A 23145-nucleotide genomic window follows, 5' to 3' on the forward strand; every position below is an offset into this window, starting at 1 on the left:
GATTAGGTTGGCGGCGAAAGGACGGCATCATGGCAAGACCTGTTATCGGTATCATCGGCAATCGCGGGCTGATCAACAACCGCTATCCCGTGCATGAAGGCGGGCAGATGAATTCCTGCGCGGTCGCGCATGTGGCGGATTGCATTCCGATGCTGATCCCCGCCGATCCGGATTACATGTCCATCGGCGAATTGCTGGATGTCTGCGACGGCTTCCTGCTGACCGGCGGGCGGCCGAACGTCCATCCATCGGAATATGGCGAGGAAGAAAGCCCCATCTACGGCACCTTTGACCGGGCGCGGGATGCGATCACCCTTCCGCTGGTGCGCGCCTGCGTGGAACGCGGGCAGCCTTTCTTGGGCATCTGCCGCGGCTTTCAGGAGGTGAACGTGGCGATGGGCGGCTCGCTCCACCCCGAGATCCGCGAGCTGCCGGGCCGGATGAACCACCGGATGCCGCCCGACGGCACGATGGAAGAGGTCTTTGCCCTGCGCCACAAGGTGACCCTGACGCCGGGCGGGCAGTTCGCGCGGCTGTTCGGCGCCGACGAGGTGATGACCAACACCCTGCACGGGCAGGGGATTCACCGGCCGGGCGCGCGCGTCGTCATCGAGGGCACCGCCCCCGACGGCACGCCCGAGGCGATCTATGTGAAGGACGCGCCGGGCTTCACCATGGCCGTGCAATGGCACCCGGAATGGAATGCCGATTCGGACCCCGTATCCCGCCCGTTGTTCACCGCGTTCGGCGATGCGGCGCGGGCCTGGGTCGCGCGCAAATGCCCCTCGGCCCGCGTCGCCTGATCAAAGCTTGCGGGTCACGTCCTTGCGCGCGAAGGATTTGAGGTCTTCGCCATATTCCACAAGCCAGCGGCGCACGCTTTCCGGGTCGCGCTTCGCCAGTGCCGACAGCCAGTCGGCGATGGCCTTCTGGATGAACCAGTTGCGGTCCGGGGCCAGCGTCGCGCACCAGTCCAGAATGCGGTCGCGCGCGGCGCTTTCCTGCGCGTCGGGATGACGGGCGCGGGTCAGGGGCAGGGTGGCCGTCAGCGTCGTCCGCCGGGTCCAGAGGTTGTCGGACGCCAGCCAGCCCGCGATCCCGTCCAGCCGCGCCAGATCCGCCGTCACCCGCCGCGCCGCCGCGGCCGAGACCGCATCGGCGATCGCCCATGTGTCCAGATCGCCGACCCAGCCGCGGATCAGATCCCAGGCCGCATCGTCGGGCCGTATCCGCGCCTGCGTCATCAGCTTCGCCGCCGCGATCTTCGCCTCATGGATGTCGCTGTCCCAGAGCCCGCGTGCCAGCGCGAGCCGTTCCTCCGCCGTGGCCTGCGCCCGCCAGAGCCGCACCTGATCCTCGATCAGCGGCGCCGCGACGCCCAGATAGCGCCGCGCGGTCTTGTGATACTCCGCCGCCTGCGTCGCCCGTTCCGCATCGCCCGAGGCTTCGAGCAACGCGATCGCCTCACCCACCGTCGGCGCGGGGCCGAGGTCTTCGGTCTCCGCCGTTTCCTCATATTGTTGGTAATCCGCGTCCGAGGCGGCATAGGCGCGCGCCTCTTCGGCAAGGCGGGCCTCTTCCTCGGTCATCGGGCGGTTGTCCGCATCGGCGCGGATCACTTTGCTGTTGCGGGCCAAATCTGCATCCCTCGCTGTTCCCCCGACAGATAGCCGCCGAAGGCCCCGCTTGCCAGCGGTCATTCCGCTTGCGCCCGGCGGCGGAACCGGATAGCCCGCCACCCCCGGCACAGGAGGATCCCCGCATGACAGCCCAGACCCTTGCGATCGACTTCGGCACCTCGAACAGCGCGGCTGCCGTGCTCGAGAACGGGCGGGTCCGCCGGCTGCAACTGGCGCCGGGGTCGGATACCGTGCCCACCGCCGTCTTCTTCCCGGCCGACCGCGGCCCGATGCTGATCGGCGCCGATGCGGTCGCTGCGCTGATCGGGGGGGAGGAGGGGCGCTTCATGCGCGCATTGAAAAGCATCCTCGGCACTTCGCTGTTCCACGAAAGCCGGCTGATCGGCGGCAAGCGGCGGACATTGGCGGAGGTCGTCACCGCCTTCCTCGTGACCCTGCGCGAACGCGCGGGGGCGCAGGCGGGCGCCGTGTTCCGCCATGCGCTGTCGGGCCGCCCGGTGCATTTCCATTCCGCCGATCCGGAGCGCGACGCGAAGGCCGAGGCGGACCTGCGCGCCTGCTACCTTGCCGCCGGGTTCGAGACGGTCGATTTCCTGTTCGAGCCCGAAGCGGCGGCGCTGGCCGCGCAGGCCCCGGCGAAGCTGGGGCTGATCGTGGATATCGGCGGCGGCACCTCGGACTTCTCGGTGTTCCGGGTGGAGAATGGCAAGGTCCGCATTCTGGCAAGCCACGGGCTGCGGCTTGGCGGCACGGATTTCGACCAGTCGGTGTCGATGGATCATGCGATGCCGCTTTTGGGCTATGGCGGGTCGCTGCGCCGCACTTTTGGCAACGGGCTGCTGCCGGTGCCGAATGCGATCTATCTGGAGCTTGCGACATGGGCGAAGATCCCCTTCGTCTACACGCCGGAATCGCGCCGTCTGGTGGCCGACATGCAAAAGCACGCGGTGGAGCCGGGCAAGATCGCCCGCCTTGCCACGGTGATCGAGGAGGAACTGGGCCACAGCCTCGCCTTCGCGGTCGAGAAGGGCAAGATCGCGGCCAATTCGGGCGATTACGGCGCGCGGATCGAGATGGGCTTCATCGAGCGCGGTCTGGCCGCGCCGGTGTCGCCCGCCTCGCTGGATGCCTCGCTCGCCGGGTTCCGCGCGCGGCTGGAAGAGGCGATGGTGGAAACGCTGCGCCTTGCCGGCACCGGCGCAGGGGAGATCGGATCGGTCGTGCTGGTCGGCGGGTCGAGCCTGATGTCCATGGTGGGCGCCGCGGCGGCGGTGGTCTGCCCGCAGGCGGAGCAGAGCCGCGCCGAGGCCTTCACCGCCGTGGTCGACGGGCTCGCCCTCGCCACCGCCTGAGGGCTTTCCACGATACGGGAAAGTTCGCGTCAGGCGGGCGTTGGGACTGCGGAAAACGGGGCAGAAGGGGGCCAGCCCCCTCGCCCGTTCCGGGCTCACCCCCGGGATATTTATGGAAGAATGAAGGCAGTATGGCCGGATCGCGGGGAGGGCGCGGCGCGCCTTTGGGGCGTTTCATCCGGCCGGTTTCAACGTCACGTTATGGTTGTGTCTTCTGCGGCGGTTTGCCACAGATGAGCGGTCGCGGCTCGCCCCGTGACGAGGAGGAACAGGCCCCGACAGGCCGTTGAAGAAAACGCCCGGGGTCTTGTCGCACGAACATGGCATCGAGGATCGGCTGCCCGCACCCGCCGGGCGGCTTTCCTGCGATGCCGGGACAGATGACAGAGGAGTGTCACCGCATGAGCATCCTGATTGCTCTCTTCGCCCTTGGGGGTTTGATGCTGATGGCCTATCGCGGCTACAGCGTCATCATTTTCGCGCCGGTCTTCGCCCTGCTTGCGGTGCTGCTGACCGATCCCGCCGCCGTGGCGCCCGCCTTTTCGGGGCTGTTCATGGACAAGATGGTGGGCTTCATCAAGAACTACTTCCCGGTGTTCCTGCTGGGCGCGATCTTCGGCAAGGTGATCGAACTGTCCGGCTTTTCGCGCGCGATCGTGGCCGCGGTCATCAACCTCGTCGGACGGGAAAGGGCGATCCTCGTGATCGTGCTGGTCTGCGCGCTTCTGACCTATGGCGGTGTGTCGCTCTTCGTCGTGGTGTTCGCGGTCTATCCTTTCGCGGCCGAGATGTTCCGCCAGTCGGACATTCCCAAGCGGCTGATGCCGGGGACGATCGCGCTTGGCGCCTTCACCTTCACCATGGATGCGATGCCGGGCACGCCACAGATCCAGAACATCATCCCGACGGCGTTTTTCGGCACGACCGGCTGGGCCGCGCCGTGGCTTGGCCTGATCGGGGCGGTGTTCATTTTCGTGGTCGGGCTGAGCTATCTGGAATGGCGGCGGCGACAGGCGCGTGCGGCGGGCGAGGGCTATGGCACGAACCTGAAGAACGAACCCGCCACGCCCGAGGGGATCGGCCTTGTCCATCCGGTCATCGCCATCGCGCCGCTGGTGCTGGTGGGCGTGGTCAATTTCGTCATGACCCACATGATCCCGAAATGGTATGGCAGCAGCTTCACGCTGGAGCTGGTCGGACTTGCGCAGCCGATCGAGGTGCAGATCACCGCGCTGGTGGGGATCTGGTCGGTGCTGATCGCGCTGCTGGCGGGGATCCTGTTCGTGCTGGCCTTCGCCTGGAAGACGGTGGTGGCGGAGTTTTCCGAAGGCACCAAGCAGGCGGCGGGGGGCGCGATGCTCGCCACGATGAACACCGCCTCGGAATACGGGTTCGGGGCGATCATCGCGGCGCTGCCGGGGTTCCTGCTGATCAAGCAGGGGCTGGCGGCAATCCCCAACCCGCTGATCAACGAGGCGGTGACGATCAACCTGCTGGCGGGGATCACGGGGTCCGCCTCGGGCGGGCTGTCGATCGCGCTCGGCGCGCTGGCGGATCAGTTCATCGCCACGGCGAATGCGGCGGGGATCCCGATGGAGGTGCTGCACCGCGTGGCCTCGATGGCCTCGGGGGGCATGGACACGCTGCCGCACAATGGCGCGGTGATCACGCTGCTGGCGGTGACCGGGCTGACCCACCGGCAGGCCTATGGCGGGATCTTCGCGATGACCTGCATCAAGACCTTCGCGGCCTTCATGGTGATCGGCGTCTATTACCTGACCGGCATCGTCTGACGGGCGGGAACGCCGCCCTTCGGGGCGGCGTTCCTGTTTTGTTTGCCTCATCCGCCGGGATATCCTAAGCTGCCACGACGCAAGGAGTGGACCGCATGACGACGTTTTCCGGCCCGGACGGGCGCCCGCGTTGCGGCTGGTGCGCCGCGACGCCCGCCTATACCGCCTATCACGATCACGAATGGGGATTTCCCGTCGATGACGATCGGCGCCTGTTCGAGAAGATCTGCCTCGAAGGGTTCCAGTCCGGGCTGAGCTGGCGCACCATTCTGGAAAAGCGCGAGAATTTCCGCGCGGCCTTCGCCGGGTTCGATTTCCGCAAGGTCGCGGAATTCGACGAGGCGGATGTGGCGCGGCTGTTGCAGGACGCGGGCATCGTGCGCCACCGCGCCAAGATCGAGGCGACGATCAACAACGCCCGCCGCGCCTGCGAGATGGTCGCGGCGGAGGGATCGCTGGCAGCCTTCTTCTGGCGCTACGAGGCGGCGCCCGCGGGGGTGCGCGCCACCTCGCCGGAATCCCAGGCATTGTCGAAGGAATTGCGCAAGCGCGGCTGGAAATTCGTCGGGCCGACCACGGCCTATGCCTTCATGCAGGCGATGGGGCTGGTGAACGATCACGCCGAGGGCTGCGCCATCCGCGACGAGGTCGCGGCGAAGCGGGCCGGTTTCACCCGGCCCGCCTGAGGTCAGCGCCAGCCAAGGGCCGGGGCCACCTCTTTCAGGATCGTCTCGATCACATGGGCGTTGTAATCGACGCCCAGCTGGTTCGGCACGGTCAGGAGCAGGGTATCCGCCTCGGCGATGCCTTCGTCCTGTTTCAGCTGTTCGATCAGCCTGTCGGGCTCCGCCGCATAGCCGCGCCCGAAGATCGAGCGGGTCTTGTCGATGAAGCCGACCTGATCGCGGTCATTGGCCTCGGCGCCGAAATACATCCGGTCGGTATCGTTCACGAGCGCGAAGATCGAGCGGCTGACCGAGGTGCGCGGCTCGCGCTTGTGCCCGGCCTCTTTCCACGCCTCGCGGTAGGCGCGGATCTGTTCGGCCTGCTGGACGTGGAAGGGCTTGCCGTTTTCATCGTCCTTCAGGGTCGAACTTTGCAGGTTCATCCCCATCTGCGCCGCCCAGATCGCCGTGGCGTTCGAGCCGGCACCCCACCAGATGCGGTCCCGCAGCCCCTCGGAATGGGGTTCGAGGCGCAGCTTGCCCGGCGGGTTCGGGAACATCGGGCGCGGGTTCGGCTCGGCGAATCCCTTGCCCTTCAGCACTTCGAGCAGCACCTGCGCGTGGCGCCGGCCCATGTCGGCGTCGGTTTCGCCCTCGGCCGGTTCATAGCCGAAATAGCGCCAGCCGTCGATCACCTGCTCGGGCGAGCCGCGGCTGAGGCCGAGCTGCAGCCGACCGCCCGAGATCAGGTCCGCCGCCCCGGCATCCTCGGCCATGTAGAGCGGGTTTTCGTAGCGCATGTCGATGACGGCGGTGCCGATCTCGATCTTCTTCGTGCGCGCGCCGACGGCGGCCAGCAGCGGGAAGGGCGAGGCGAGCTGCCGCGCGAAATGGTGGACGCGGAAATAGGCGCCGTCCGCGCCCAGTTCCTCGGCTGCGACGGCAAGGTCGATGGATTGCAAAAGCGCGTCCGAGGCCGAGCGCGTCCCCGATTGCGGCGAGGGCGACCAATGGCCGAAGGACAGGAAGCCGATGTTTTTCATGGTCTCGTTCCGATCTGGCCGCGCCGGGGCGCGGCGAATTGCAGGGCGTCCGGGTCCGGCCCGGATCAGCGATTGCAGGGGATATAGGTGCCCGGGACGCTGAACCGAAGGACAAAAGGCCGGCGGTTCGGTGCATGCGGGCACAGAAACCGTGCAGGGGCGGGATCGGCGATGGTTAGGGGTTCGTTCACCATTCTCTTCCATTGTCGCCGGAACGGAACGGGATGGAGACGGGAATGCGTTTTCTGGTGCGGCTGACGATTTGCGCGATTTTCTGCGCCATGGTGGTGACGCAGGCGGCGCTGGCCGGGGATGCGGGGAATAAGGTGCGTGTATGGGGATCGGAGCCGCTGGTGGAGGCGGTGCAGGGGGCCAGCCCCCTCGCGCGTTCCGCGCTCACCCCCGGGATATTTGTGGAAAGATGAATAGCAGAAGCGCGCTTGGGCGGTTTGGAACGTGCCGGGTGTGGGTTGTCTTGCGGGAGTGGGCGTGGCCGCAGGGGATGTGCCTCTGCGCACGGGGGCTGCGCGCGGCCTCGGGCTTCGCCGGGCGGGGGTTTCGCCCTATCTAGGGGCCAGCCACCCAAGTCAGGAGCATGCCATGAGCTGGAGCCCCATTCTCGACCACAGTATTCCGACGGGTGACGCCGTCGATTCGATCGAAACGGTCATCGTGCCGCGCGCCCGCGATCTGGGTGGGTTCGAGGTGCGCCGCGCGCTTCCCTCGGCCAAGCGCCAGATGGTCGGCCCGTTCATCTTCTTTGACCAGATCGGCCCGGTGGAATTCCTGACGGGACAGGGGATCGACATCCGCCCGCATCCGCATATCGGGCTGGCGACGGTGACCTATCTGCTGCGCGGGCGGCTGCATCACCGCGACAGCCTCGGCTCGAACCAGTGGATCGAGCCGGGCGCGGTGAACTGGATGAGCGCGGGCCACGGCATCACCCATTCCGAACGGACGGACGGGCCGGTGCGCGACACGGGGCAGGAGCTGGCCGGGGTGCAGACCTGGGTGGCGCTGCCGAAGGATGCCGAGGACGGCGGGGCGAGCTTCACGCATGTCGGGGCCGCGGAACTGCCGTTCCTTGACGCCGAGGGGAAGAAGGTGCGGCTAGTGCTGGGCAATGCCTGGGGCGAACGCGCGCCGCTCGCCATGCCGTCCGAGCTGTTCTATGCCGATGCGGAGCTTGCGCCCGGTGCCTGGCTGCCGCTGCCGGAGGAGCATGAGGACCGGGGGATCTATATCCTGTCGGGCTCGGTCACCTCGGGCCGGGATAGCTATGAGGCCGGGCGGATGCTGGTCTTTCGCCCCGGCGACCGCGTCGCGGTGCAGGCGGGACCGGCGGGCGCACGGCTGGTGGTACTGGGCGGCGCGACGCTGGAAGGGCCGCGCTTCATCTGGTGGAACTTCGTCGCCTCTTCGCGCGAGAGGATCGAGGCGGCGAAGGAGGCCTGGCGCGCGGGCGACTGGATGCATGGCCGTTTCCGCCTTCCGCCCGATGACGACAGGGAATTCATCCCCGCGCCGGACCGCTAGGGATTGCCTGCAACATTTTGAAAAGTCGTCGTTATTCCCTCGCCTCCAGCCGCGCCGAAAAAAATCGGGGGAAATGCGAAGTTTTCGCGCGGCGCGGCTTGACGGGGGGCGTGGGGCTGCGTAAACACCGCGACACGCTCGGACGGCGATCCGGCGGATGGTGAGCGGTTGTAGCTCAGTTGGTTAGAGTACCGGCCTGTCACGCCGGGGGTCGCGGGTTCGAGCCCCGTCAACCGCGCCATCATCCGGATCGCCGAGCGTGAGATATGCGCGGTTGTAGCTCAGTTGGTTAGAGTACCGGCCTGTCACGCCGGGGGTCGCGGGTTCGAGCCCCGTCAACCGCGCCATTTCCCTTCATTCCGGAAGTTGCGCTTAGCGCCGCCCATGACCGGCGGCGCTTGCCGCGTTTCGGCGCATGGCCTATATCGGCCGCAGGAAGGGAGCCCGCCATGAAAGACATCTCGGACGCCAAGGGCCTGATCGACACGATGGGGGCTGCCGCGCGCGACGCGGCCGCGGAGCTGGCCTTTGCGCCAGCGGCGGCAAAGCGGCAGGCGCTGCTGACCGCGGCGGATGCGGTCTGGGACCGGCGCGCGGACATCATCGCCGCGAATGGCGAGGACATGACCTATGGCAGCGAAAAGGGCCTCCGCCCGGCGATGATGGACCGGCTGATGCTGGACGAGGGCCGGATCGAGGGCATCGTCAAAGGACTGCGCGCCGTCGCCGACCAGCCCGACCCGGTGGGCGAGATCATCAAGGAATGGGACCGTCCCACCGGCCTGCACATCCAGCGCGTGCGCACGCCCATCGGGGTGATCGGGGTGATCTACGAATCGCGCCCGAACGTCACGGCGGATGCCGGGGCGCTGTGCCTGAAATCCGGCAATGCGGTGATTTTGCGCGGCGGCTCGGAAAGTTTTCATTCCTCGCGCGCGATCCATGCGGCGATGGTCGAGGGGCTGCGCGACGCGGGCCTGCCCGAGGCGGCGATCCAGCTTGTGCCGACGCGCGACCGGGCGGCGGTGACCGCCATGCTGCATGCGGTCGAACTGATCGACGTGATCGTGCCGCGCGGTGGCAAGGGGCTGGTTGGCCTCGTGCAGACCGAGGCGCGGGTGCCGGTCTTTGCCCATCTCGAAGGTATCTGCCACGTCTATGCGGATGGTGCCGCCGATCTGGACAAGGCGCGCAGGGTCGTGCTGAACGCCAAGACGCGGCGGACGGGGATCTGCGGCGCGATGGAGTGCCTGCTGATCGACCGTGCCTTCCACGAAAAGCACGGCCCGGTTCTGGTCGAGGATCTGGTTGCGGCGGGGGTCGAGGTGCGGACCGAGGGTGATCTGCTGAAGGTCGAGGGCACGGTCCCCGCGACGGCGGATGATTTCGGGCGCGAGTTCCTTGACATGATCTGCGCGGCGAAGATCGTTGACGGGGTGGATGGAGCCATCGCCCATATCCGCGAATACGGGTCCAGCCACACCGAATCGATCCTGACCGAGGATGATGCGGCGGCGGCGCGGTTCTTTGCGCGGCTCGATTCGGCGATCCTGATGCGCAATGCCTCGACCCAGTTCGCCGATGGCGGCGAATTCGGCATGGGGGCCGAAATCGGCATCGCCACCGGCAAGCTGCATGCGCGCGGCCCGGTGGGGGCGGAACAGCTGACCTCGTTCAAATACCTCGTCACCGGCGACGGCACCTGCCGCGCCTGACGGGTCAGAGGGAAATCACCGCCTCGCCTTCCGTGATCGACCAGCGGATCCGGCGGCCCAGAGCCGGGGCGTCGCGGGCGAGCAGGCCGAACTGCACCTCGGACGGGGCGAGGGCGCGGGGCTGGCCGTCGAGCGTCGCCCAAAGCTCCGGATCGGGCTTCGTGCGCAAGGTGGTGCCGCGGATCGTCCAGACCGGCAGGCCCGCCGTGCTGTCGCAGGTGACGGTGATCTTGCCGCCGCGTGGCATCGCGGGTTCAAGGCACAGGACCGCAAGGCAGACCAGCCGGATGTGATCGCGGCTGTGATCCTCCTCGACCTGCCAGTCCACGGCGATGCGGTTGCCCTCGGAATATTGGCTCATCAGGCCGGCCATCTCGGGCCGGCCGACGCGCTGTTCCCCGGCGCGGCCGAAGGCGAAGCGGAAGAACTTCACCCGCGCATTCGCCGCCGCGACGCTTTCGGCGATCAGTTGCAGTTCGGCGCTGGATGTGCGCATGGTCATGGCCAGAAGCTCGACCCCGTTGCCGATCGCCCCCAGCGGGCTGATGAGATCATGGCACAGCCGTGATCCGACGAGCGAGGCCAGATCATCCGGCTCGGGGGGCAGAGATGTGATGGGTTCGGACGGCATGTATTTCCCCTTGCAGGAGGCGGTATGAACGAATTTCTTGAACCAGGGATGCTCGTACGAAATCCGTCGGCCCCCGAATGGGGGATCGGCCAGGTGCAATCGCGCATCGGCGACCGGATCACGGTCAATTTCGAACACGCGGGAAAGCAGGCGATTGACGGCAAAAGACTCCAGTTGTTTCTTGTTATTCCCGATCAGCATTGACGAAAGGTTAAGGCTGACCGGTGCGGAGGAGTCTGACAGAGATGCGGGGAATGTCAAACCTCGCGGCGGGCATGGTGGGGGCCATTGCATCGGCGGCGGGGGTCGTCATATCTAGGGCCGAACGGGACGGGAGCCGATGACCCCAGACACACCGACATACGAGGTCAGGCTGGCGCGCGACGATCGTGATCTGCGCGCGTCGCAACGGCTGCGCTACAAGGTCTTCGTCGAGGAGCTTGGCGGCAGCGGGCCGATGGTCGATCACGCGGCGCGGCTTGAGCGCGACGAATTCGACGCGGTCTACGACCATCTGATCCTGATCGACCCGGCGCGCGAGGCGGAGGGCGGGCTCGATTACGTCGTCGGCGCCTACCGGCTGCTGTCGTCCGACCGGGCGGCGACCTGCGGCGGGTTCTACTGCGCGGGCGAATACGACCTGTCGCCGCTGATCGATTCGGGGCGGCGGCTGCTGGAGCTGGGGCGGTCCTGCGTCGACCGCAAGCTGCGCGGCGGGTCCGCGATGTTCCTGCTGTGGAACGGGCTTGCGGATTATGTGCTGGATCACGGGATGGAAATCCTGTTCGGCGTGGCCTCTTTCCACGGCACGGATGTCGAGGCGCTGAAGATGCCGCTGTCCTGGCTGCACGAACATCACCTTGCACCGCCGGACATGCGCCCGCGCGCGCTGCCCGCGGCGTTCCAGCCGATGGATCTGGTCCCGCCTGCGGAGCTGGACCGGGCGCAGGCGATGGCGCAGATGCCCAATCTCATCAAGGCCTATCTGCGGCTTGGCGGTTATGTGGGCGAGGGGGCCTTTGTTGACCGGGCCTTCAACACGACGGATGTGCTGCTGCTGATGGATACCAAGGCGATGTCCGACAAGCATCTGGCCTTCTACACCCGTCGGCATGAAACCCGGGGCGAGGGGCCGGCGTGATCACCTGGCAAAGCGACGCGCCGCCGCCCGCCGCGCGCCGGATCGGCCCGGCGGGCTGGTTGCGCGTGGCCGGACGCGGCGTGGTTATCGCGGTGCTGCTCTATGGCGGGCTGGCGGTGCTGTTCGCGCTGCGCGGGGGCGAAAGGCTGTTGTGCGGCCAGCGCCGGCCGTTGACGCCGTGGATGCCGCGCCTTGTCTGTCGCGCGGTGCTGGCGATCCTTGGCATCCGCTACCGCACGCGCGGCGCGCCGATGGCGCAGCCGGGCGCGGTGGTCGCCAATCATTCCTCCTGGCTCGACATCTTCACGCTGAACGCCTGTCAGGGGCTGTTCTTCGTCTCCAAGGCCGAGGTCGCGCGCTGGCCCGGCATCGGCTTCCTCGCCCGCGCGGCGGGAACGCTGTTCATCCAGCGCGATCCGAAGGCGGCGAAGGCCCAGCAGGCCGCGATGGAGGACCGGATCCGTCTGGGTCAGCGGTTGCTGTTCTTTCCCGAAGGCACGTCGAGCGATGGCCTGCGCGTCCTGCCGTTCAAGTCGACGCTGTTTCAGGCCTTCTTCGCCGAGGGGCTGCGCGATCTGATGTGGGTGCAGCCGGTGACGGTGGTCTACCGCGCCCCCCCGGGCGAGGATCCGCGGTTCTACGGCTGGTGGGGCAGCATGGAGTTCGGGCCGCATCTGCTGCAATTACTGGCCGCGCCGCGCGGCGGGGCGGCGGAGGTGATCTTCCATCCGCCGCTGCGGGTCGCGGATTTCGCGTCTCGTAAAGAGCTTGCAGCGGCCTGCGAGGCCTTGGTGCGGGCGGGTTACGCGGAAGCGGATTGAGGGGTGGAGAGGGTGCAGAGGGGGCCAGCCCCCTCGCCCGTTCCGCGCATTCGGCGGGACATCCTTCCACTGGAAGGATGTCTAATCCGCCTCATCCCGGGATATTTATGGAAAAACGACGGCAGGAAGGCTGTTTCAGGGGGAGGGGGGAGCGCACTTTTCCTGATAATAGGCCAGAACGAACAGCCGGATCGCGGTGGCGAGGCCGGTGTCTGCGGGGCGTTCGATGTCGATACGGCTGGCCTGCGCGTTGATCCCGGTGCCGCGTTCGGCGCAGATCATCCGGAATGCCTTCCAGAATTCCGGTTCGAGCGAGACCGAGGTGCGGTGCCCCTCAAGCGTCAGGGAATGTTTCTCGGGGCGGCTCATGCCTCTTCCCCGTCGTTGCGCCTATGCGCGTCGAGCAGGGCGCGCGCCTTTTCGGCCTGCGCTTCCTCCTGTTCGCGCTGCGCGCGGGTGCGGCCGAATTTCGCCGCATTCGCATCGGCCCCGGCGCGGCGTTCGGCGCGGGCCTTCTGCTTGCGGAAACGGTTGAGGTTGGTGATCTCGGCCATGAACAATCCTCTCATGCCTGCCAGCGGATTTCGAGTCTTTCGAGGCCGTGGAAATGATAGAGATCGGAATAGCGGGGCGGCGCGGCGAGGCGCAGGCCCGGCAGGCGCTGGAACAGGATCGGCAGCGCCGTGACCAGTTCGAGCCGGGCGAGCGGCGCGCCGATGCAGAAATGCGCCCCGGCGCCGAAGCTGAAATTCGTCTGCACCGGGCGGGCGGGATCGAAGCGGGCGGGATCTTCCCACGGGCCGGGGTCGCGGTTCGCGCCGCCCAGAAGCAGGCCGATCCGATCGCCGCGGCGGAAGGTCTCGCCGCCGAGGTCGATATCCTCAAGGACCCAGCGGGTGAACATGTGGAGCGGCGGGTCGTGGCGCAGGATTTCCTCGATCGTGCCGGGGGCGCGATCGGGCGTCAGCCAGTCCGCGCCGGTGCCGGTTTCGAGGAGTGTCTTCACCCCGTTGCCGATGGTGTGGACCGTCGCCTCATGCCCCGCGTTCAGCAGCAGGATGCAGGTGGTGATCAGCTCCGCACGCGACAGCCGGTCACCGGCCTCTTCCGCGGCGAGAAGCTCCGAGATCAGGTCGTTCGCCGGCGTGCGGCGGCGGAGCGTGGCGTAGCTGTCGATGAAGTCGACGAAAGCCTCGGTCGCGGCGACGGCGGCGTCTTCGCTCGCGCGGGTGCGTTTCGCCTGATACATGCCGACCATCGCGTTCGACCAGCGCAGGAGATCGTCCGCGCGGTCCTCGGGCACGCCGAGCAGGCGCGCGATCACGATCACCGGGATCGGCTGGGCGAAATGGGTGATGAGATCGCAGCCGCCGGTCGGGAAGCGGTCGATCAGGTCGTGGGCGAGCACGGCGATTTCGGGCGCGAGCGTGGCGATGCGGTTCGAGGTGAAGGCGCGCAGCACCAGCCGCCGCAGGCGGGCGTGATGCGCACCGTCGCGTTCGAGCATGGAATGCGCCTCGACCGCGTAGAAGGGCTTCAGGTGGTCGGGGATGGCGGGGGCGCATTCGGCCGGGGCCTCGCGCCCGAGGCGGCGGTCGCGGAATGCGGCGCCGGTGACATGGGCGCGGGCGGTGACGGGCAGGCCGTAGTCTTCCCAGAAGGCGAAGGGGCCGGCGGCGCGGACCCGGTCGTAAAAGGGCCAGGGGTTCTGGACGAAATCGGGATCGAGGGGGGATTGTGCGATGCGTTGCATGGTGGCTCCGGGTCCTGCAGCGTTGAAAGCGCAGGACGGGGGCGGATGCAAGGCTTGTGTCCGGGCGCGGACCGGCGTTCAGTGGGGAAAAGGAGACTGCCATGAGCCTGACGATTTCACCCGTGGACTATGACGACCGGCCCGACTGGGAAGCCCTGTTCCAGGGCTATGCCGATTTCTACGACACGGATGCGCGGGGCGCGATCGGCACGGTCTGGAGCTGGATCCTCGATGCCGAAGAGCCGTTCTGGGCGGATATCGCGCGGGACGGCGAGGGGCGGGCGCTTGGGCTGGTGCAATACTCGCTGCTGCACCGGTCGCTGTCGGGGGGGCGGGTGATCTATCTGTCCGACCTGTTCACCGTCCCCGAGGCGCGGGGCAAGGGCGTCGGGCGGGCGCTGATCGACCATGTGCGCGCCTTCGCGCGGGAGAACGGCTATGGGTCCGTCCGCTGGCTGACGCATGAGACGAACGACACCGCGCGGCGGCTGTATGACAGCTATGCGCCGGCCTCGGGGTTCATCCTTTACACGATGCCTTCGGGCGGCTGAGCCCGGCGGCGTTTTGCCCCGGCGAGGCGTTCGGCGATGCGCGCGCGGTTGAGCGCCATCGCCTCCGCCGTCGGCACCCAGTCGGCACGCCAGAGAGGCGGGATGCCGGCGATCAGGCTTTCGGGATCGGTAAAGCCGGGGGAGAAGCCGCGGGCCCGCATCTCGGCGATCAGGGCGGTCTGGCGGCGGAGCAGATAGCCGGTGCGGGGGAAGAAGAACCGCACATGCCCGGTGCCGAGGCGATAGGTCCGAGGATTGCGCGGGTCATCCGGCGTTTCGCCGCGCGCGATCGCGGCGCGGACGAGGCCGAAGATGCGCGGCAGCTCGCGGTATTCGGCGACGAGATGCGGGCCGGTCAGCTCTTCCGGCGGGATGCAGTTGATGCGGGTCACGATGCGCCTGTTCAAAGGAGAAGGGCGGCCGGGGCCGCCCTTCAAGACGATCTCTCGGCCAGATCAGCCCTTCGGGCCGATCATGTCCTCGGGGCGGACGATCTTGTCGAAGGTCGCCTCGTCGACGAAACCGAGCTTCACGGCCTCTTCGCGGAGCGTGGTGCCGTTCTTGTGCGCGGTCTTGGCGACCTTGGTGGCGTTGTCGTAGCCGATGGTGGGCGCAAGCGCTGTGACCAGCATCAGCGATTCCTTCATCAGCTTTTCGATCCGGCTGGTGTTCGCCTTGGTGCCGACGACCATGTGGTCGGTGAAGGAGCCCGCCGCGTCGCCCAGAAGCTGCATCGACTGGAGGACGTTGTAGCTCATCATCGGGTTGTAGACGTTGAGCTCGAAATGCCCCTGCGATCCGGCGAAGCCGACGGCCGCGTCATTGCCCATGACATGGGCGCAGACCATCGTCAGCGCCTCGGCCTGCGTCGGGTTGACCTTGCCCGGCATGATCGAGGAGCCGGGTTCGTTTTCCGGCAGGATCAGCTCGCCCAGACCCGAGCGCGGGCCGGAGCCGAGGAGCCGCAGGTCGTTGGCGATCTTGAAGCACGAGGCCGCGACCGTCTTGAGCGCGCCCGAGAACATCACCATCGCGTCATGCGCGGCCAGCGCCTCGAACTTGTTCGGCGCGGTGATGAAGGGCAGGTTGGTGATCTCGGCGATCTGGGCGGCGATGCGGGTGTCCCAGCCGACCTTGGTGTTCAGCCCGGTGCCGACGGCGGTACCGCCCTGCGCCAGTTGGTAGATGTCGCCGAGCGCCCATTTCACCCGCGCGATGCCCTTGTCGATCTGCGTCGCATAGCCCGAGAATTCCTGGCCCAAAGTCAGCGGCGTCGCATCCTGGGTATGCGTCCGGCCGATCTTGATGATGTCCTTGAATTCCTCGGACTTGGCCCAGAGCGCCTTCGACAGCTTTTCCAGACCCGGCAGCAGCACGTCGCGCGCCTGCATGCCGATGGCGACGTGCATCGCCGTCGGGAAGGTGTCGTTCGACGACTGGCCCATGTTGACGTGATCGTTCGGGTGGACGGGCTTTTTCGAGCCCTTCACGCCGCCCAGAATCTCGATCGCGCGGTTCGAGATCACCTCGTTCGCGTTCATGTTCGACTGCGTGCCGGAGCCCGTCTGCCACACGACCAGCGGGAAGTTGTCGTCGAACTTGCCGTCGATCACCTCCGTCGCCGCCTCGATGATCGCATCGGCGAGCTCGGGGGCCAGATCGCCCTGTGCCTTGTTGACCGTCGCCGCGGCCTTCTTGATCACGCCGAGGGCGCGGATGATCGGCACGGGCTGATGTTCCCATCCGATCGGGAAATTGATGATCGAGCGCTGCGTCTGCGCGCCCCAGTATTTGTCGGCGGGAACTTCGAGCGGACCGAAGCTGTCGGTCTCGGTGCGGGTCGCGGTCATCAGGGCCTCCGTGAAAACCTATGGACTGCATGGGTTCTAGGGCGGTGGGGCGGTCTTTGCAATCCGTATGCGCGCGACCGTATGCGAAGGTATGCAGACTTGATCCAGCGCAAGGACGCAAGCGCCGCGCGGGCGTAGCCGGAAGGGCGATGCGATCGTTCTGCCCGGTGCAGCGACGCGCGGTCCGGGGAACGGCCCGATGGCCCATTTCCCGTCCCGGAAACAGAAGGATGAGAGACATGGATGAGATGACTTCGGGTCCGAGGGAAAGGCTGATCCTGCCGTTCCTGGCGCCGTTCTATCACGGCTTCGCGCAGCCATGGGGCTGGCTCGCGTTCCGGGTGATTGTCGGCGGGATGCTGGTGATCGAGGGCTGGCCGAAGATTCTCGCGCCGATGGCGCAGGTGGGCTTCGTCGAGGCGATGGGGTTCCATCCGGGGTGGCTGTTCTCGCCGCTGCTGGCGGTGATGCAGGTGTTCGGGGGCGCGGCGATCGTGCTGGGCCTGCTGACGCGGCCGATGGCGCTGGCCAGTGCGGTGATGCTGGCGATCACGCTCTATTACCACATCACCCGCCCGTTCGGACATGCCTTCCTGACGCCCGAGGGGCTGGCCTTCCTCAAGGATAATGCGCAGTTCCTGACGCCGCAGGGGCAGGCGCGGCTGCTGCTCGATGGCGGCACGGCCTTCCTTGAAACGGTGCAGACCAAGGCGGAGCAGAATTCGCTGTTCTGGGCGGCGGGGGCGGCGATCATCGCGGCCTTCGGCGGGGGGCGGATTTCGCTCGACCGGGTGATCGGCAAGGAATTCTGAACAGGCCCCCTTGAGACGACTGCGCCCCGCGATGCGGGGCGCTTTGCATTCAGGGCTTGCGGAACTTGTCGAGGCTGACGACCTCCCCCGGCGTGCGGGGTTTTTCCTCGGCGGCCGGGGCGGCTTCCTCGGCGTCGTCCTCTTCGTCCTCGTCATCCTCGTAATCCTGCGTCTCGAACCGCAGGCCGAATTCGACCGAGGGATCGACGAAGGTCTGCACCGCGTCGAAGGGGATATACAGCGGCTCCGGCGAATTGCCGAAGTTCAGCGTGATCGAGAAACCCTCGTCCGTGACGGTCAGGTTTTCATACCAGTGCTGGATGACGATGGTCATTTCCTCGGGGTAGCGGGTCTTCAGCCAGTCGGCCATTTCAACCCCGGGATGCTGGCTGTCGAAGGTGATGAAGAAGTGGTGCGGTTCCGGCAGGCCGTTCTGCGCCACGTCCTCCAGCACGGTCTGGATGAGCCCGCGCATGGCCCGGTGCATGAGATTTCCGTAGTCGATGCTGCGCGTCATGGCTGCTCCTTCTGTTTGCTCCAACATAGGAGATTCGCGGCGCAAGGGAAGGGGGGACGCGCGCCGCGCGCCGGAACCCGCCCCCACGTCGCGCGGGTGTTGCGGCCCGGTATTGTGCGGGCGGCAAACGGTATTACATTCCTGTCATGCGAAGGGAGATGACGGATGGCCGGTGGCTGGGCGCGCGATGGCGCGGTGAACGAACAGATCGACGCCTCGATCGAGGATGAGCTGAAACGCCTGCAATCGCGGCCGAAGCCGGTCGGCGAAAGCCTGACCCATTGCGCCGAATGCGACGAGCCGATCCCCGAGGCGCGGCGTCGTGCGATCCCCGGCGTGAAGCTGTGCATCGACTGCCAGAATGCCCACGACCATCGCCCGAAACAGCGCGGCGGGATCAACCGCCGCGCGTCGAAGGATGCCTTGCTGAAGTGAGCCTCGGAGCCTGTTTCAACGCCTCGCGAAGCGGCCTTTTCCCTTTCATCTTTCCACAAATATCCCGGGGGTGAGGGCCAAGGGCCCGAGGGGGCGGCGCCCCCTGCCACGCCTCCGCCGGCGCGCCCGGATCGGGTTTCGGAACCCCCTCTCAGGGCACGTGGTGCAGCCAGGCCTCGGTCCCGAACTTCTCCTGCACGAGCTGTTCGGCCGCGGCATATTCCGCGGGGGTGATGTCGCCCGGCGTGCCGCCGTGCAGATCGACGAAGGTCTGCTTCATCCGCTCGATCACCACGCGCCGTTCCAGCCCGGTCTGGCTGCGCACCGGATCGACGCGCTTCGCCGCGCTGGCGATGCCCTTGTCGGAAATCTTCTCGCGACCGATGCGCAGCACCTGCATCATCTTGGCCGCATCCATGTCATAGGCCATGGTGACATGGTGCAGCACCGTGCCGCCCGCATATCGTTTCTGCGCCGCGCCGCCGATCTTGCCCTTGGAACTCGCGATGTCGTTCAGCGGCTTGTAGAAGGCGTCGATGCCCAGATCGTTCAGCGCCTTGAGCACCCATGCATCGAGGAAGGCGTAGGAGGCCGCGAAATCCATGTCCGCCACCAGATCGGCGGGCGCGTAGAGCGAATAGGTGATGGTCGAGCCGGGTTCGACGAACATCGCCCCGCCGCCCGTCACGCGCCGCACCACCTGCACACCGAAACGGGCAGTGGCTTCCTGATCGACCTCGTTCCTCAGCGACTGGAAGTTGCCGATGATGATCGCCGGGCGTTCCCATTCCCAAAAGCGCAGGGTCGGCGGGCGCCGCCCGGCCGCCACCTCGCGCGCCAGAACGTCATCCAGCGCAAGATGCATCGCGGGGGGAACGGCCTTGGAATCGATCACCTGCCATTCGTAGTCGCGCCAGGTCTTGGCCACGCCAAGCGCGCGCCGCACCGCGATCGCCACGGATTCGAAGGTGAAGCCGATCAGCGCCGCGCCGGGGCGCAGCCCGGCCCGCTGCGCCGACACCATATCCTCGACCGACGCGGTCTCTGGCAGGCCGTTCAGCGCCGCGCGCAGATCGGCCAGCGCCTCGGCCGGTTCCAGAAAGAAATCGCCCGATATCTGCACATCGGCCAGACGGCCGTCAACGACCGCCACATCCGCCACGACGAGCTTGCCACCCGGAACCTTGTATTCGCCATGCATCGGCTGTCCTCCTTTTCGTTCTTTGGCCGTCAGGGGGCGATGAACGTCACGCCCGGCATCGCGGCAAGGCGGCTGACGTCGTCCTCATACAGATCGGTCAGGTCGTGGACGAGATCCTCGGACCAGCCGGGGATCGAGATTTCCTGATCCATCCGCCCGGGCCGTGCGTGCCGGTCCAGCGCCGCCACGGTCAGCGCCCGCCGCGCCGCAATAGCCTGCGGCGGCAGGGGGGCGAGGTCGTCCTGCAGCTCCCGCAATCCCTCGGGCGTCAGCAGTGCGCGCAGGAGCAGATCCTCGGACCGCAGCTGTGTCGAGGGGTCGAGCGCGGCGAGGCTGCGAACCACCTCGGGCAGGATCAGGGGCAGGTCCTCGTTGCACCAGACGACCAGCCTGCGGCCCTGCGCGGCCTCGGCCATGCGCGCGATCACCGGCGACCACAGCAACTGTTCGGGGGGGCGGCCATCCAGCAGCTCGGCATAGTCGCGCTTGCGGCTCAGCGATTGCAGCAGCAGCACCGGGCTGATGATCGAGAAGTGGAACTCCACCTCGTCCTGCGGGAAGAGATTGGCGAGCGCGCCGATCCGCTGCGGGGCGAGGGGATAGAGCCCCTCGGCCGTCACCGCCCGGTCCGGCCCCGCCAGCAGGCCGCGCTGCGTGATGACCAGCCGGTCGACATCGCCGGGCGGGCGCCCGGTGCAGGCCATGACCACCTGATCGCGCATCCCGGCGCTGGCGACGCCGCCGCGCAGGGCGACCAGCGGCTCGCGCAGGGCGTTGCCATATTCTTCCGGCGAGGCAATGATGACGCCCTCTTCCTCAAGGATGTCGTCATTGGCGCGCAGGATCCGGATCGGGATATCCGATTCCGTATCGAAGGCGCCGACGTGGAACGCGACCTGCATTGTTCTTCCTTTTCAGTCCCGTGCCGGACCATAGCGGCAGCGCGGGGGCGAGGGAAGATCGCAAAAGAGAAACCCCCGGCGGGGCCGGGGGTGTCATTCGTTCCGCGGGATGGCTCAGGCCAGCATCGCCAGCGGGTTTTCCAGATTCTCGACGATCGCCGCCAGCAGTTCCGCCCCGAGCGCGCCGTCGATCACCCGGTGATCGACCGAGAGCGTCATCGACATCACCGTGGCGACCTCGATCTGGTCATCCGCGCCGACGACCGGCTTCTTGACGCCCGCGCCGACGGCGAGGATCGCGCCATGCGGCGGGTTGATCACCGCGTCGAAGCTGTCGATCCCGAACATGCCGAGGTTGGAGATCGCGAAGCTGCCGCCCTGATATTCGTGTGGGGCGAGCTTGCGGTCGCGGGCGCGCTTGGCCAGATCCTTCATCTGCGCCGAGAGCTTGGACAGCGACTTCGATTCCGCATCCTGCAGGACCGGGGTGAACAGGCCACCCTCGATCGCCACGGCAACGGCCACGTCCGAGGCCTTCATCTTCAGGATCCGGTCGCCGGCCCAGACCGCATTCGCATCCGGCACCTGTTGCAGCGCCAGCGCGCAGGCCTTGATGATGAAGTCGTTGACCGAGAGCTTCACCCCCCGCGCCGCCAGCTTCTTGTTCAGATCGGCGCGGAAGGCCAGCAGCGCATCCAGCTTCACCTCGCGGCGGAGGTAGAAATGCGGGATGGTCTGCTTCGCCTCGGTCAGGCGCGCGGCGATGGTGCGGCGCATGCCGTCGAGGGTGACTTCCTCATAGGCGCGGCCTTCATACATCTTGGCGACGGTTGCGGCCGACATGCCCTGCGGCGCCGCGGCGGCGGGGGCCGCAGCCGGAGCCGGGGCGGCGGCAGGCGCGGCCTTGGGCGCAGCTTGCACTGCCTCGACATCCGATTTGACGATCCGGCCATGCGGGCCGGAGCCCTTGACCGCCGTCAGGTCGAGCCCCTTTTCCGCCGCGATGCGACGGGCAAGCGGCGAGGCGAAGATGCGCTTGCCGTCCGCCTTCGGCGCGGCGACCGCGGCGGGGGCCGCCTCGGCCTTCGGAGCCTCTTTCGCGGCCTCGGCTTTCGGGGCTTCGGCCTTGGGGGCGGGCGTCGCATCGACGCTTTCGCCTTCCTCGACCAGAACGGCGATCGGCGTGTTGACCTTGACGCCCGAGGTGCCCTCGGGGATCAGGATCTTGCCGAGGACGCCTTCGTCCACCGCCTCGAATTCCATCGTCGCCTTGTCGGTCTCGATCTCGGCGATGATGTCACCGGATTTGACCTCGTCGCCCTCTTTCTTCAGCCATTTGGACAGCGTTCCCTCTTCCATCGTGGGGGAAAGCGCCGGCATCAGGATTTCGGTAGCCATGTTGGTGACCCCTTACCGATAGGTGACTTTGCGGACCGCCTCGACGATTTCGTCCGAGGTGATCAGGGCGAGCTTTTCGAGGTTCGCGGCATAGGGCATCGGAACGTCCTTGCCGGTCAGGGCCAGCACCGGCGCGTCGAGATAGTCGAAGGCGCGTTCCATGATGACCGAGGCCATGTAGCTGGCCAGCGAGCCGACCGGGAAGCCTTCCTCGACGATGACGGCGCGGTTGGTCTTCTGCACCGAGGCGAGCACCGTGTCGTAGTCGATCGGGCGCAGCGTGCGCAGGTCGATCACCTCGGCCGAGATGCCGAGCGCCGCGAGCTTGTCGGCCGCTTCGAGCGCGTGGCCCACGCTGATGCCCCAGCTCACCAGTGTCACATCGGCGCCCTCGCGCCAGATGCGCGCCTTGCCGAAGGGGATGGTGAAGTCGGGCAGGTCCGGCACCTCGAACGAACGACCATAAAGGATCTCGTTCTCAAGGAAGATCACCGGGTTGTTGTCGCGGATCGCGGTCTTGAGCAGGCCCTTGGCGTCCGATGCCGAATAGGGCATGACGACCTTGAGGCCCGGGATCGAGGCATACCATGCCGCATAATCCTGGCTGTGCTGCGCGCCCACGCGGGCGGCGGCGCCGTTCGGGCCGCGGAACACCATCGGCGCGCCCATCTGGCCGCCCGACATGTACAGCGTCTTCGCCGCCGAATTGATGATCTGGTCGATCGCCTGCATGGCGAAGTTGAAGGTCATGAACTCGACGATCGGGCGCAGGCCGCCAAAGGCCGCGCCGACGGCGATGCCGGTGAAGCCCTGCTCGGTGATCGGCGTGTCGATCACGCGCTTCGCACCGAATTCGTCCAGCAGGCCCTGCGAGATCTTGTAGGCGCCCTGATATTCGGCGACTTCCTCGCCCATCAGGAAGACATTCTCGTCGGCGCGCATTTCCTCGGCCATCGCTTCGCGCAAGGCCTCGCGCACGGTGATGGTCTTCATCGGCGTGCCTTCCGGCCAGTCGGGCGAGGCCTTGGACACGATCTCGACCGGGGCCGCGGCCTCGGCGGGGGCCGGGGCGGCTTCGGCCTTGGGCGCGTCAGCCGCTGCCGGGGCAGGGGCCTTTATGTCGTCGGCGCTTTCGCCTTCCTCGACCAGAACGGCGATCGGCGTGTTGACCTTGACGCCCGAGGTGCCCTCGGGGATCAGGATCTTGCCGACCGTGCCCTCATCGACCGCCTCGAATTCCATCGTCGCCTTGTCGGTTTCGATCTCGGCGATGATCTGGCCGGATTTGACGTCGTCGCCTTCCTTGACCAGCCATTTCGACAGGGTGCCTTCCTCCATCGTGGGGGACAGGGCGGGCATCAGGATTTCGGTTGCCATGGTTCAGTC

Annotated in this window: 26 protein-coding genes and 2 tRNA genes; 15 read left to right on the top strand and 13 right to left on the bottom strand. The window is 67.1% G+C overall.

The window, feature by feature from the left end; translation table 11 throughout:
- Positions 1–29: 29 nt before the first annotated feature.
- Positions 30–803 carry a gamma-glutamyl-gamma-aminobutyrate hydrolase family protein gene (locus D2T30_RS01370; RefSeq protein ID WP_128207322.1) on the top strand — a complete coding sequence of 258 codons (774 nt, stop codon included), beginning with the start codon at positions 30–32 and terminating at the stop codon, positions 801–803.
- Here the strand turns inward: D2T30_RS01370 and D2T30_RS01375 are convergent, their stop codons facing one another.
- Positions 804–1637, bottom strand: a complete 834-nt coding sequence (locus D2T30_RS01375; protein WP_241651160.1) for a DNA alkylation repair protein — start codon at positions 1635–1637, stop codon at positions 804–806.
- Between the two features lie 125 nt (positions 1638–1762).
- Between D2T30_RS01375 and D2T30_RS01380 the strand changes: the two genes are divergently transcribed.
- The 3 genes from D2T30_RS01380 to D2T30_RS01390 all read left to right on the top strand — a co-directional run bounded on the left by D2T30_RS01380 (position 1763) and on the right by D2T30_RS01390 (position 5471).
- Positions 1763–2992: an Hsp70 family protein gene (locus D2T30_RS01380; RefSeq protein ID WP_128207323.1), complete on the top strand. Its 1230-nt coding sequence runs from the start codon at positions 1763–1765 to the stop codon at positions 2990–2992.
- 401 nt (positions 2993–3393) lie between these two features.
- A complete protein-coding gene (locus D2T30_RS01385) occupies positions 3394–4785 on the top strand; it encodes a GntP family permease (RefSeq protein WP_128207324.1) in 1392 nt (463 codons plus the stop codon).
- 95 nt (positions 4786–4880) lie between these two features.
- Positions 4881–5471, top strand: a complete 591-nt coding sequence (locus tag D2T30_RS01390; RefSeq protein ID WP_128207325.1) for a DNA-3-methyladenine glycosylase I — start codon at positions 4881–4883, stop codon at positions 5469–5471.
- Positions 5472–5473: 2 nt separating this feature from the next.
- Here D2T30_RS01390 and D2T30_RS01395 read toward each other — a convergent pair whose 3' ends face one another.
- Positions 5474–6493, bottom strand: coding sequence for an LLM class flavin-dependent oxidoreductase (locus tag D2T30_RS01395; RefSeq protein ID WP_128207326.1), 1020 nt, complete (start codon positions 6491–6493; stop codon positions 5474–5476).
- Between the two features lie 236 nt (positions 6494–6729).
- On the opposite strand from D2T30_RS01395, the gene D2T30_RS01400 reads away from it, so the two are divergent.
- From D2T30_RS01400 to D2T30_RS01420, 5 genes are all read left to right on the top strand, one after another.
- The gene (locus D2T30_RS01400; protein ID WP_128207327.1) at positions 6730–6918 is read left to right on the top strand and encodes a hypothetical protein; all 189 of its coding nucleotides are present in this window, start codon (positions 6730–6732) and stop codon (positions 6916–6918) included.
- 175 nt (positions 6919–7093) lie between these two features.
- Positions 7094–8032 carry a pirin family protein gene (locus tag D2T30_RS01405; RefSeq protein ID WP_128207328.1) on the top strand — a complete coding sequence of 313 codons (939 nt, stop codon included), beginning with the start codon at positions 7094–7096 and terminating at the stop codon, positions 8030–8032.
- A gap of 164 nt (positions 8033–8196) precedes the next feature.
- Positions 8197–8273: transfer RNA gene (locus D2T30_RS01410), tRNA-Asp, on the top strand.
- Positions 8274–8302: 29 nt separating this feature from the next.
- Positions 8303–8379: transfer RNA gene (locus tag D2T30_RS01415), tRNA-Asp, on the top strand.
- 102 nt (positions 8380–8481) lie between these two features.
- Positions 8482–9747 carry a glutamate-5-semialdehyde dehydrogenase gene (locus D2T30_RS01420; RefSeq protein ID WP_128207329.1) on the top strand — a complete coding sequence of 422 codons (1266 nt, stop codon included), beginning with the start codon at positions 8482–8484 and terminating at the stop codon, positions 9745–9747.
- A gap of 4 nt (positions 9748–9751) precedes the next feature.
- On the opposite strand, the gene D2T30_RS01425 is transcribed toward D2T30_RS01420, so the two are convergent.
- Positions 9752–10378 carry a histidine phosphotransferase family protein gene (locus D2T30_RS01425; RefSeq protein ID WP_128207330.1) on the bottom strand — a complete coding sequence of 209 codons (627 nt, stop codon included), beginning with the start codon at positions 10376–10378 and terminating at the stop codon, positions 9752–9754.
- A gap of 24 nt (positions 10379–10402) precedes the next feature.
- Here D2T30_RS01425 and D2T30_RS01430 point away from each other — a divergent pair, with 24 nt between their 5' ends.
- From D2T30_RS01430 to olsA, 3 genes are all read left to right on the top strand, one after another.
- Positions 10403–10582, top strand: coding sequence for a DUF3553 domain-containing protein (locus D2T30_RS01430; protein ID WP_128207331.1), 180 nt, complete (start codon positions 10403–10405; stop codon positions 10580–10582).
- Between the two features lie 136 nt (positions 10583–10718).
- The gene (gene olsB / locus D2T30_RS01435) at positions 10719–11519 is read left to right on the top strand and encodes an L-ornithine N(alpha)-acyltransferase (protein WP_128207332.1); all 801 of its coding nucleotides are present in this window, start codon (positions 10719–10721) and stop codon (positions 11517–11519) included.
- Complete coding sequence (gene olsA, locus D2T30_RS01440) at positions 11516–12340, top strand: lyso-ornithine lipid O-acyltransferase (protein ID WP_128207333.1); 825 nt, start codon at positions 11516–11518, stop codon at positions 12338–12340. Before olsB ends, olsA begins: the two co-directional genes overlap by 4 nt.
- A gap of 135 nt (positions 12341–12475) precedes the next feature.
- Here olsA and D2T30_RS01445 read toward each other — a convergent pair whose 3' ends face one another.
- Genes D2T30_RS01445 through D2T30_RS01455 form a run of 3 tightly spaced genes read right to left on the bottom strand, consistent with a single transcriptional unit; the run spans position 12476 to position 14093 of the window.
- Positions 12476–12709 (bottom strand): ribbon-helix-helix domain-containing protein, encoded by a 234-nt coding sequence (locus D2T30_RS01445; protein ID WP_128207334.1) that lies wholly within the window; start codon positions 12707–12709, stop codon positions 12476–12478.
- Positions 12706–12894: a DUF4169 family protein gene (locus tag D2T30_RS01450; protein WP_128207335.1), complete on the bottom strand. Its 189-nt coding sequence runs from the start codon at positions 12892–12894 to the stop codon at positions 12706–12708. The genes D2T30_RS01445 and D2T30_RS01450 overlap by 4 nt, the downstream gene beginning before the upstream one ends.
- Before the next feature lie 11 nt (positions 12895–12905).
- A complete protein-coding gene (locus D2T30_RS01455; RefSeq protein ID WP_128207336.1) occupies positions 12906–14093 on the bottom strand; it encodes a cytochrome P450 in 1188 nt (395 codons plus the stop codon).
- A 101-nt stretch (positions 14094–14194) separates the two neighbouring features.
- Between D2T30_RS01455 and D2T30_RS01460 the strand changes: the two genes are divergently transcribed.
- Positions 14195–14644: a GNAT family N-acetyltransferase gene (locus D2T30_RS01460; protein ID WP_128207337.1), complete on the top strand. Its 450-nt coding sequence runs from the start codon at positions 14195–14197 to the stop codon at positions 14642–14644.
- Here D2T30_RS01460 and D2T30_RS01465 read toward each other — a convergent pair.
- Positions 14620–15036, bottom strand: a complete 417-nt coding sequence (locus D2T30_RS01465) for a pyrimidine dimer DNA glycosylase/endonuclease V (protein ID WP_128207338.1) — start codon at positions 15034–15036, stop codon at positions 14620–14622. The two genes, D2T30_RS01460 and D2T30_RS01465, sit on opposite strands and share 25 nt — an antisense overlap.
- A gap of 63 nt (positions 15037–15099) precedes the next feature.
- Positions 15100–16494 carry a class II fumarate hydratase gene (fumC, locus tag D2T30_RS01470; RefSeq protein WP_128207339.1) on the bottom strand — a complete coding sequence of 465 codons (1395 nt, stop codon included), beginning with the start codon at positions 16492–16494 and terminating at the stop codon, positions 15100–15102.
- A 239-nt stretch (positions 16495–16733) separates the two neighbouring features.
- Between fumC and D2T30_RS01475 the strand changes: the two genes are divergently transcribed.
- Positions 16734–17306 carry a DoxX family protein gene (locus D2T30_RS01475; RefSeq protein ID WP_241651161.1) on the top strand — a complete coding sequence of 191 codons (573 nt, stop codon included), beginning with the start codon at positions 16734–16736 and terminating at the stop codon, positions 17304–17306.
- 49 nt (positions 17307–17355) lie between these two features.
- On the opposite strand, the gene D2T30_RS01480 is transcribed toward D2T30_RS01475, so the two are convergent.
- Complete coding sequence (locus tag D2T30_RS01480) at positions 17356–17823, bottom strand: SspB family protein (RefSeq protein WP_128207340.1); 468 nt, start codon at positions 17821–17823, stop codon at positions 17356–17358.
- 165 nt (positions 17824–17988) lie between these two features.
- Here D2T30_RS01480 and D2T30_RS01485 point away from each other — a divergent pair, with 165 nt between their 5' ends.
- A complete protein-coding gene (locus D2T30_RS01485) occupies positions 17989–18258 on the top strand; it encodes a DksA/TraR family C4-type zinc finger protein (RefSeq protein ID WP_128184224.1) in 270 nt (89 codons plus the stop codon).
- 151 nt (positions 18259–18409) lie between these two features.
- On the opposite strand, the gene D2T30_RS01490 is transcribed toward D2T30_RS01485, so the two are convergent.
- From D2T30_RS01490 to D2T30_RS01505, 4 genes are all read right to left on the bottom strand, one after another.
- On the bottom strand, positions 18410–19459 hold the full coding sequence (locus D2T30_RS01490) for a lipoate--protein ligase family protein (RefSeq protein ID WP_128207341.1): 1050 nt from the start codon (positions 19457–19459) through the stop codon (positions 18410–18412).
- A gap of 29 nt (positions 19460–19488) precedes the next feature.
- The gene (locus D2T30_RS01495) at positions 19489–20361 is read right to left on the bottom strand and encodes a hypothetical protein (RefSeq protein ID WP_128207342.1); all 873 of its coding nucleotides are present in this window, start codon (positions 20359–20361) and stop codon (positions 19489–19491) included.
- Between the two features lie 114 nt (positions 20362–20475).
- A complete protein-coding gene (locus D2T30_RS01500) occupies positions 20476–21759 on the bottom strand; it encodes a pyruvate dehydrogenase complex dihydrolipoamide acetyltransferase (RefSeq protein ID WP_128207343.1) in 1284 nt (427 codons plus the stop codon).
- A 12-nt stretch (positions 21760–21771) separates the two neighbouring features.
- Positions 21772–23136, bottom strand: a complete 1365-nt coding sequence (locus D2T30_RS01505; RefSeq protein ID WP_128207344.1) for a pyruvate dehydrogenase complex E1 component subunit beta — start codon at positions 23134–23136, stop codon at positions 21772–21774.
- Positions 23137–23145 lie beyond the last annotated feature (9 nt).

This window comes from Paenirhodobacter populi (genome assembly GCF_004022215.1).
GTDB lineage: Bacteria > Pseudomonadota > Alphaproteobacteria > Rhodobacterales > Rhodobacteraceae > Rhodobacter > Rhodobacter populi.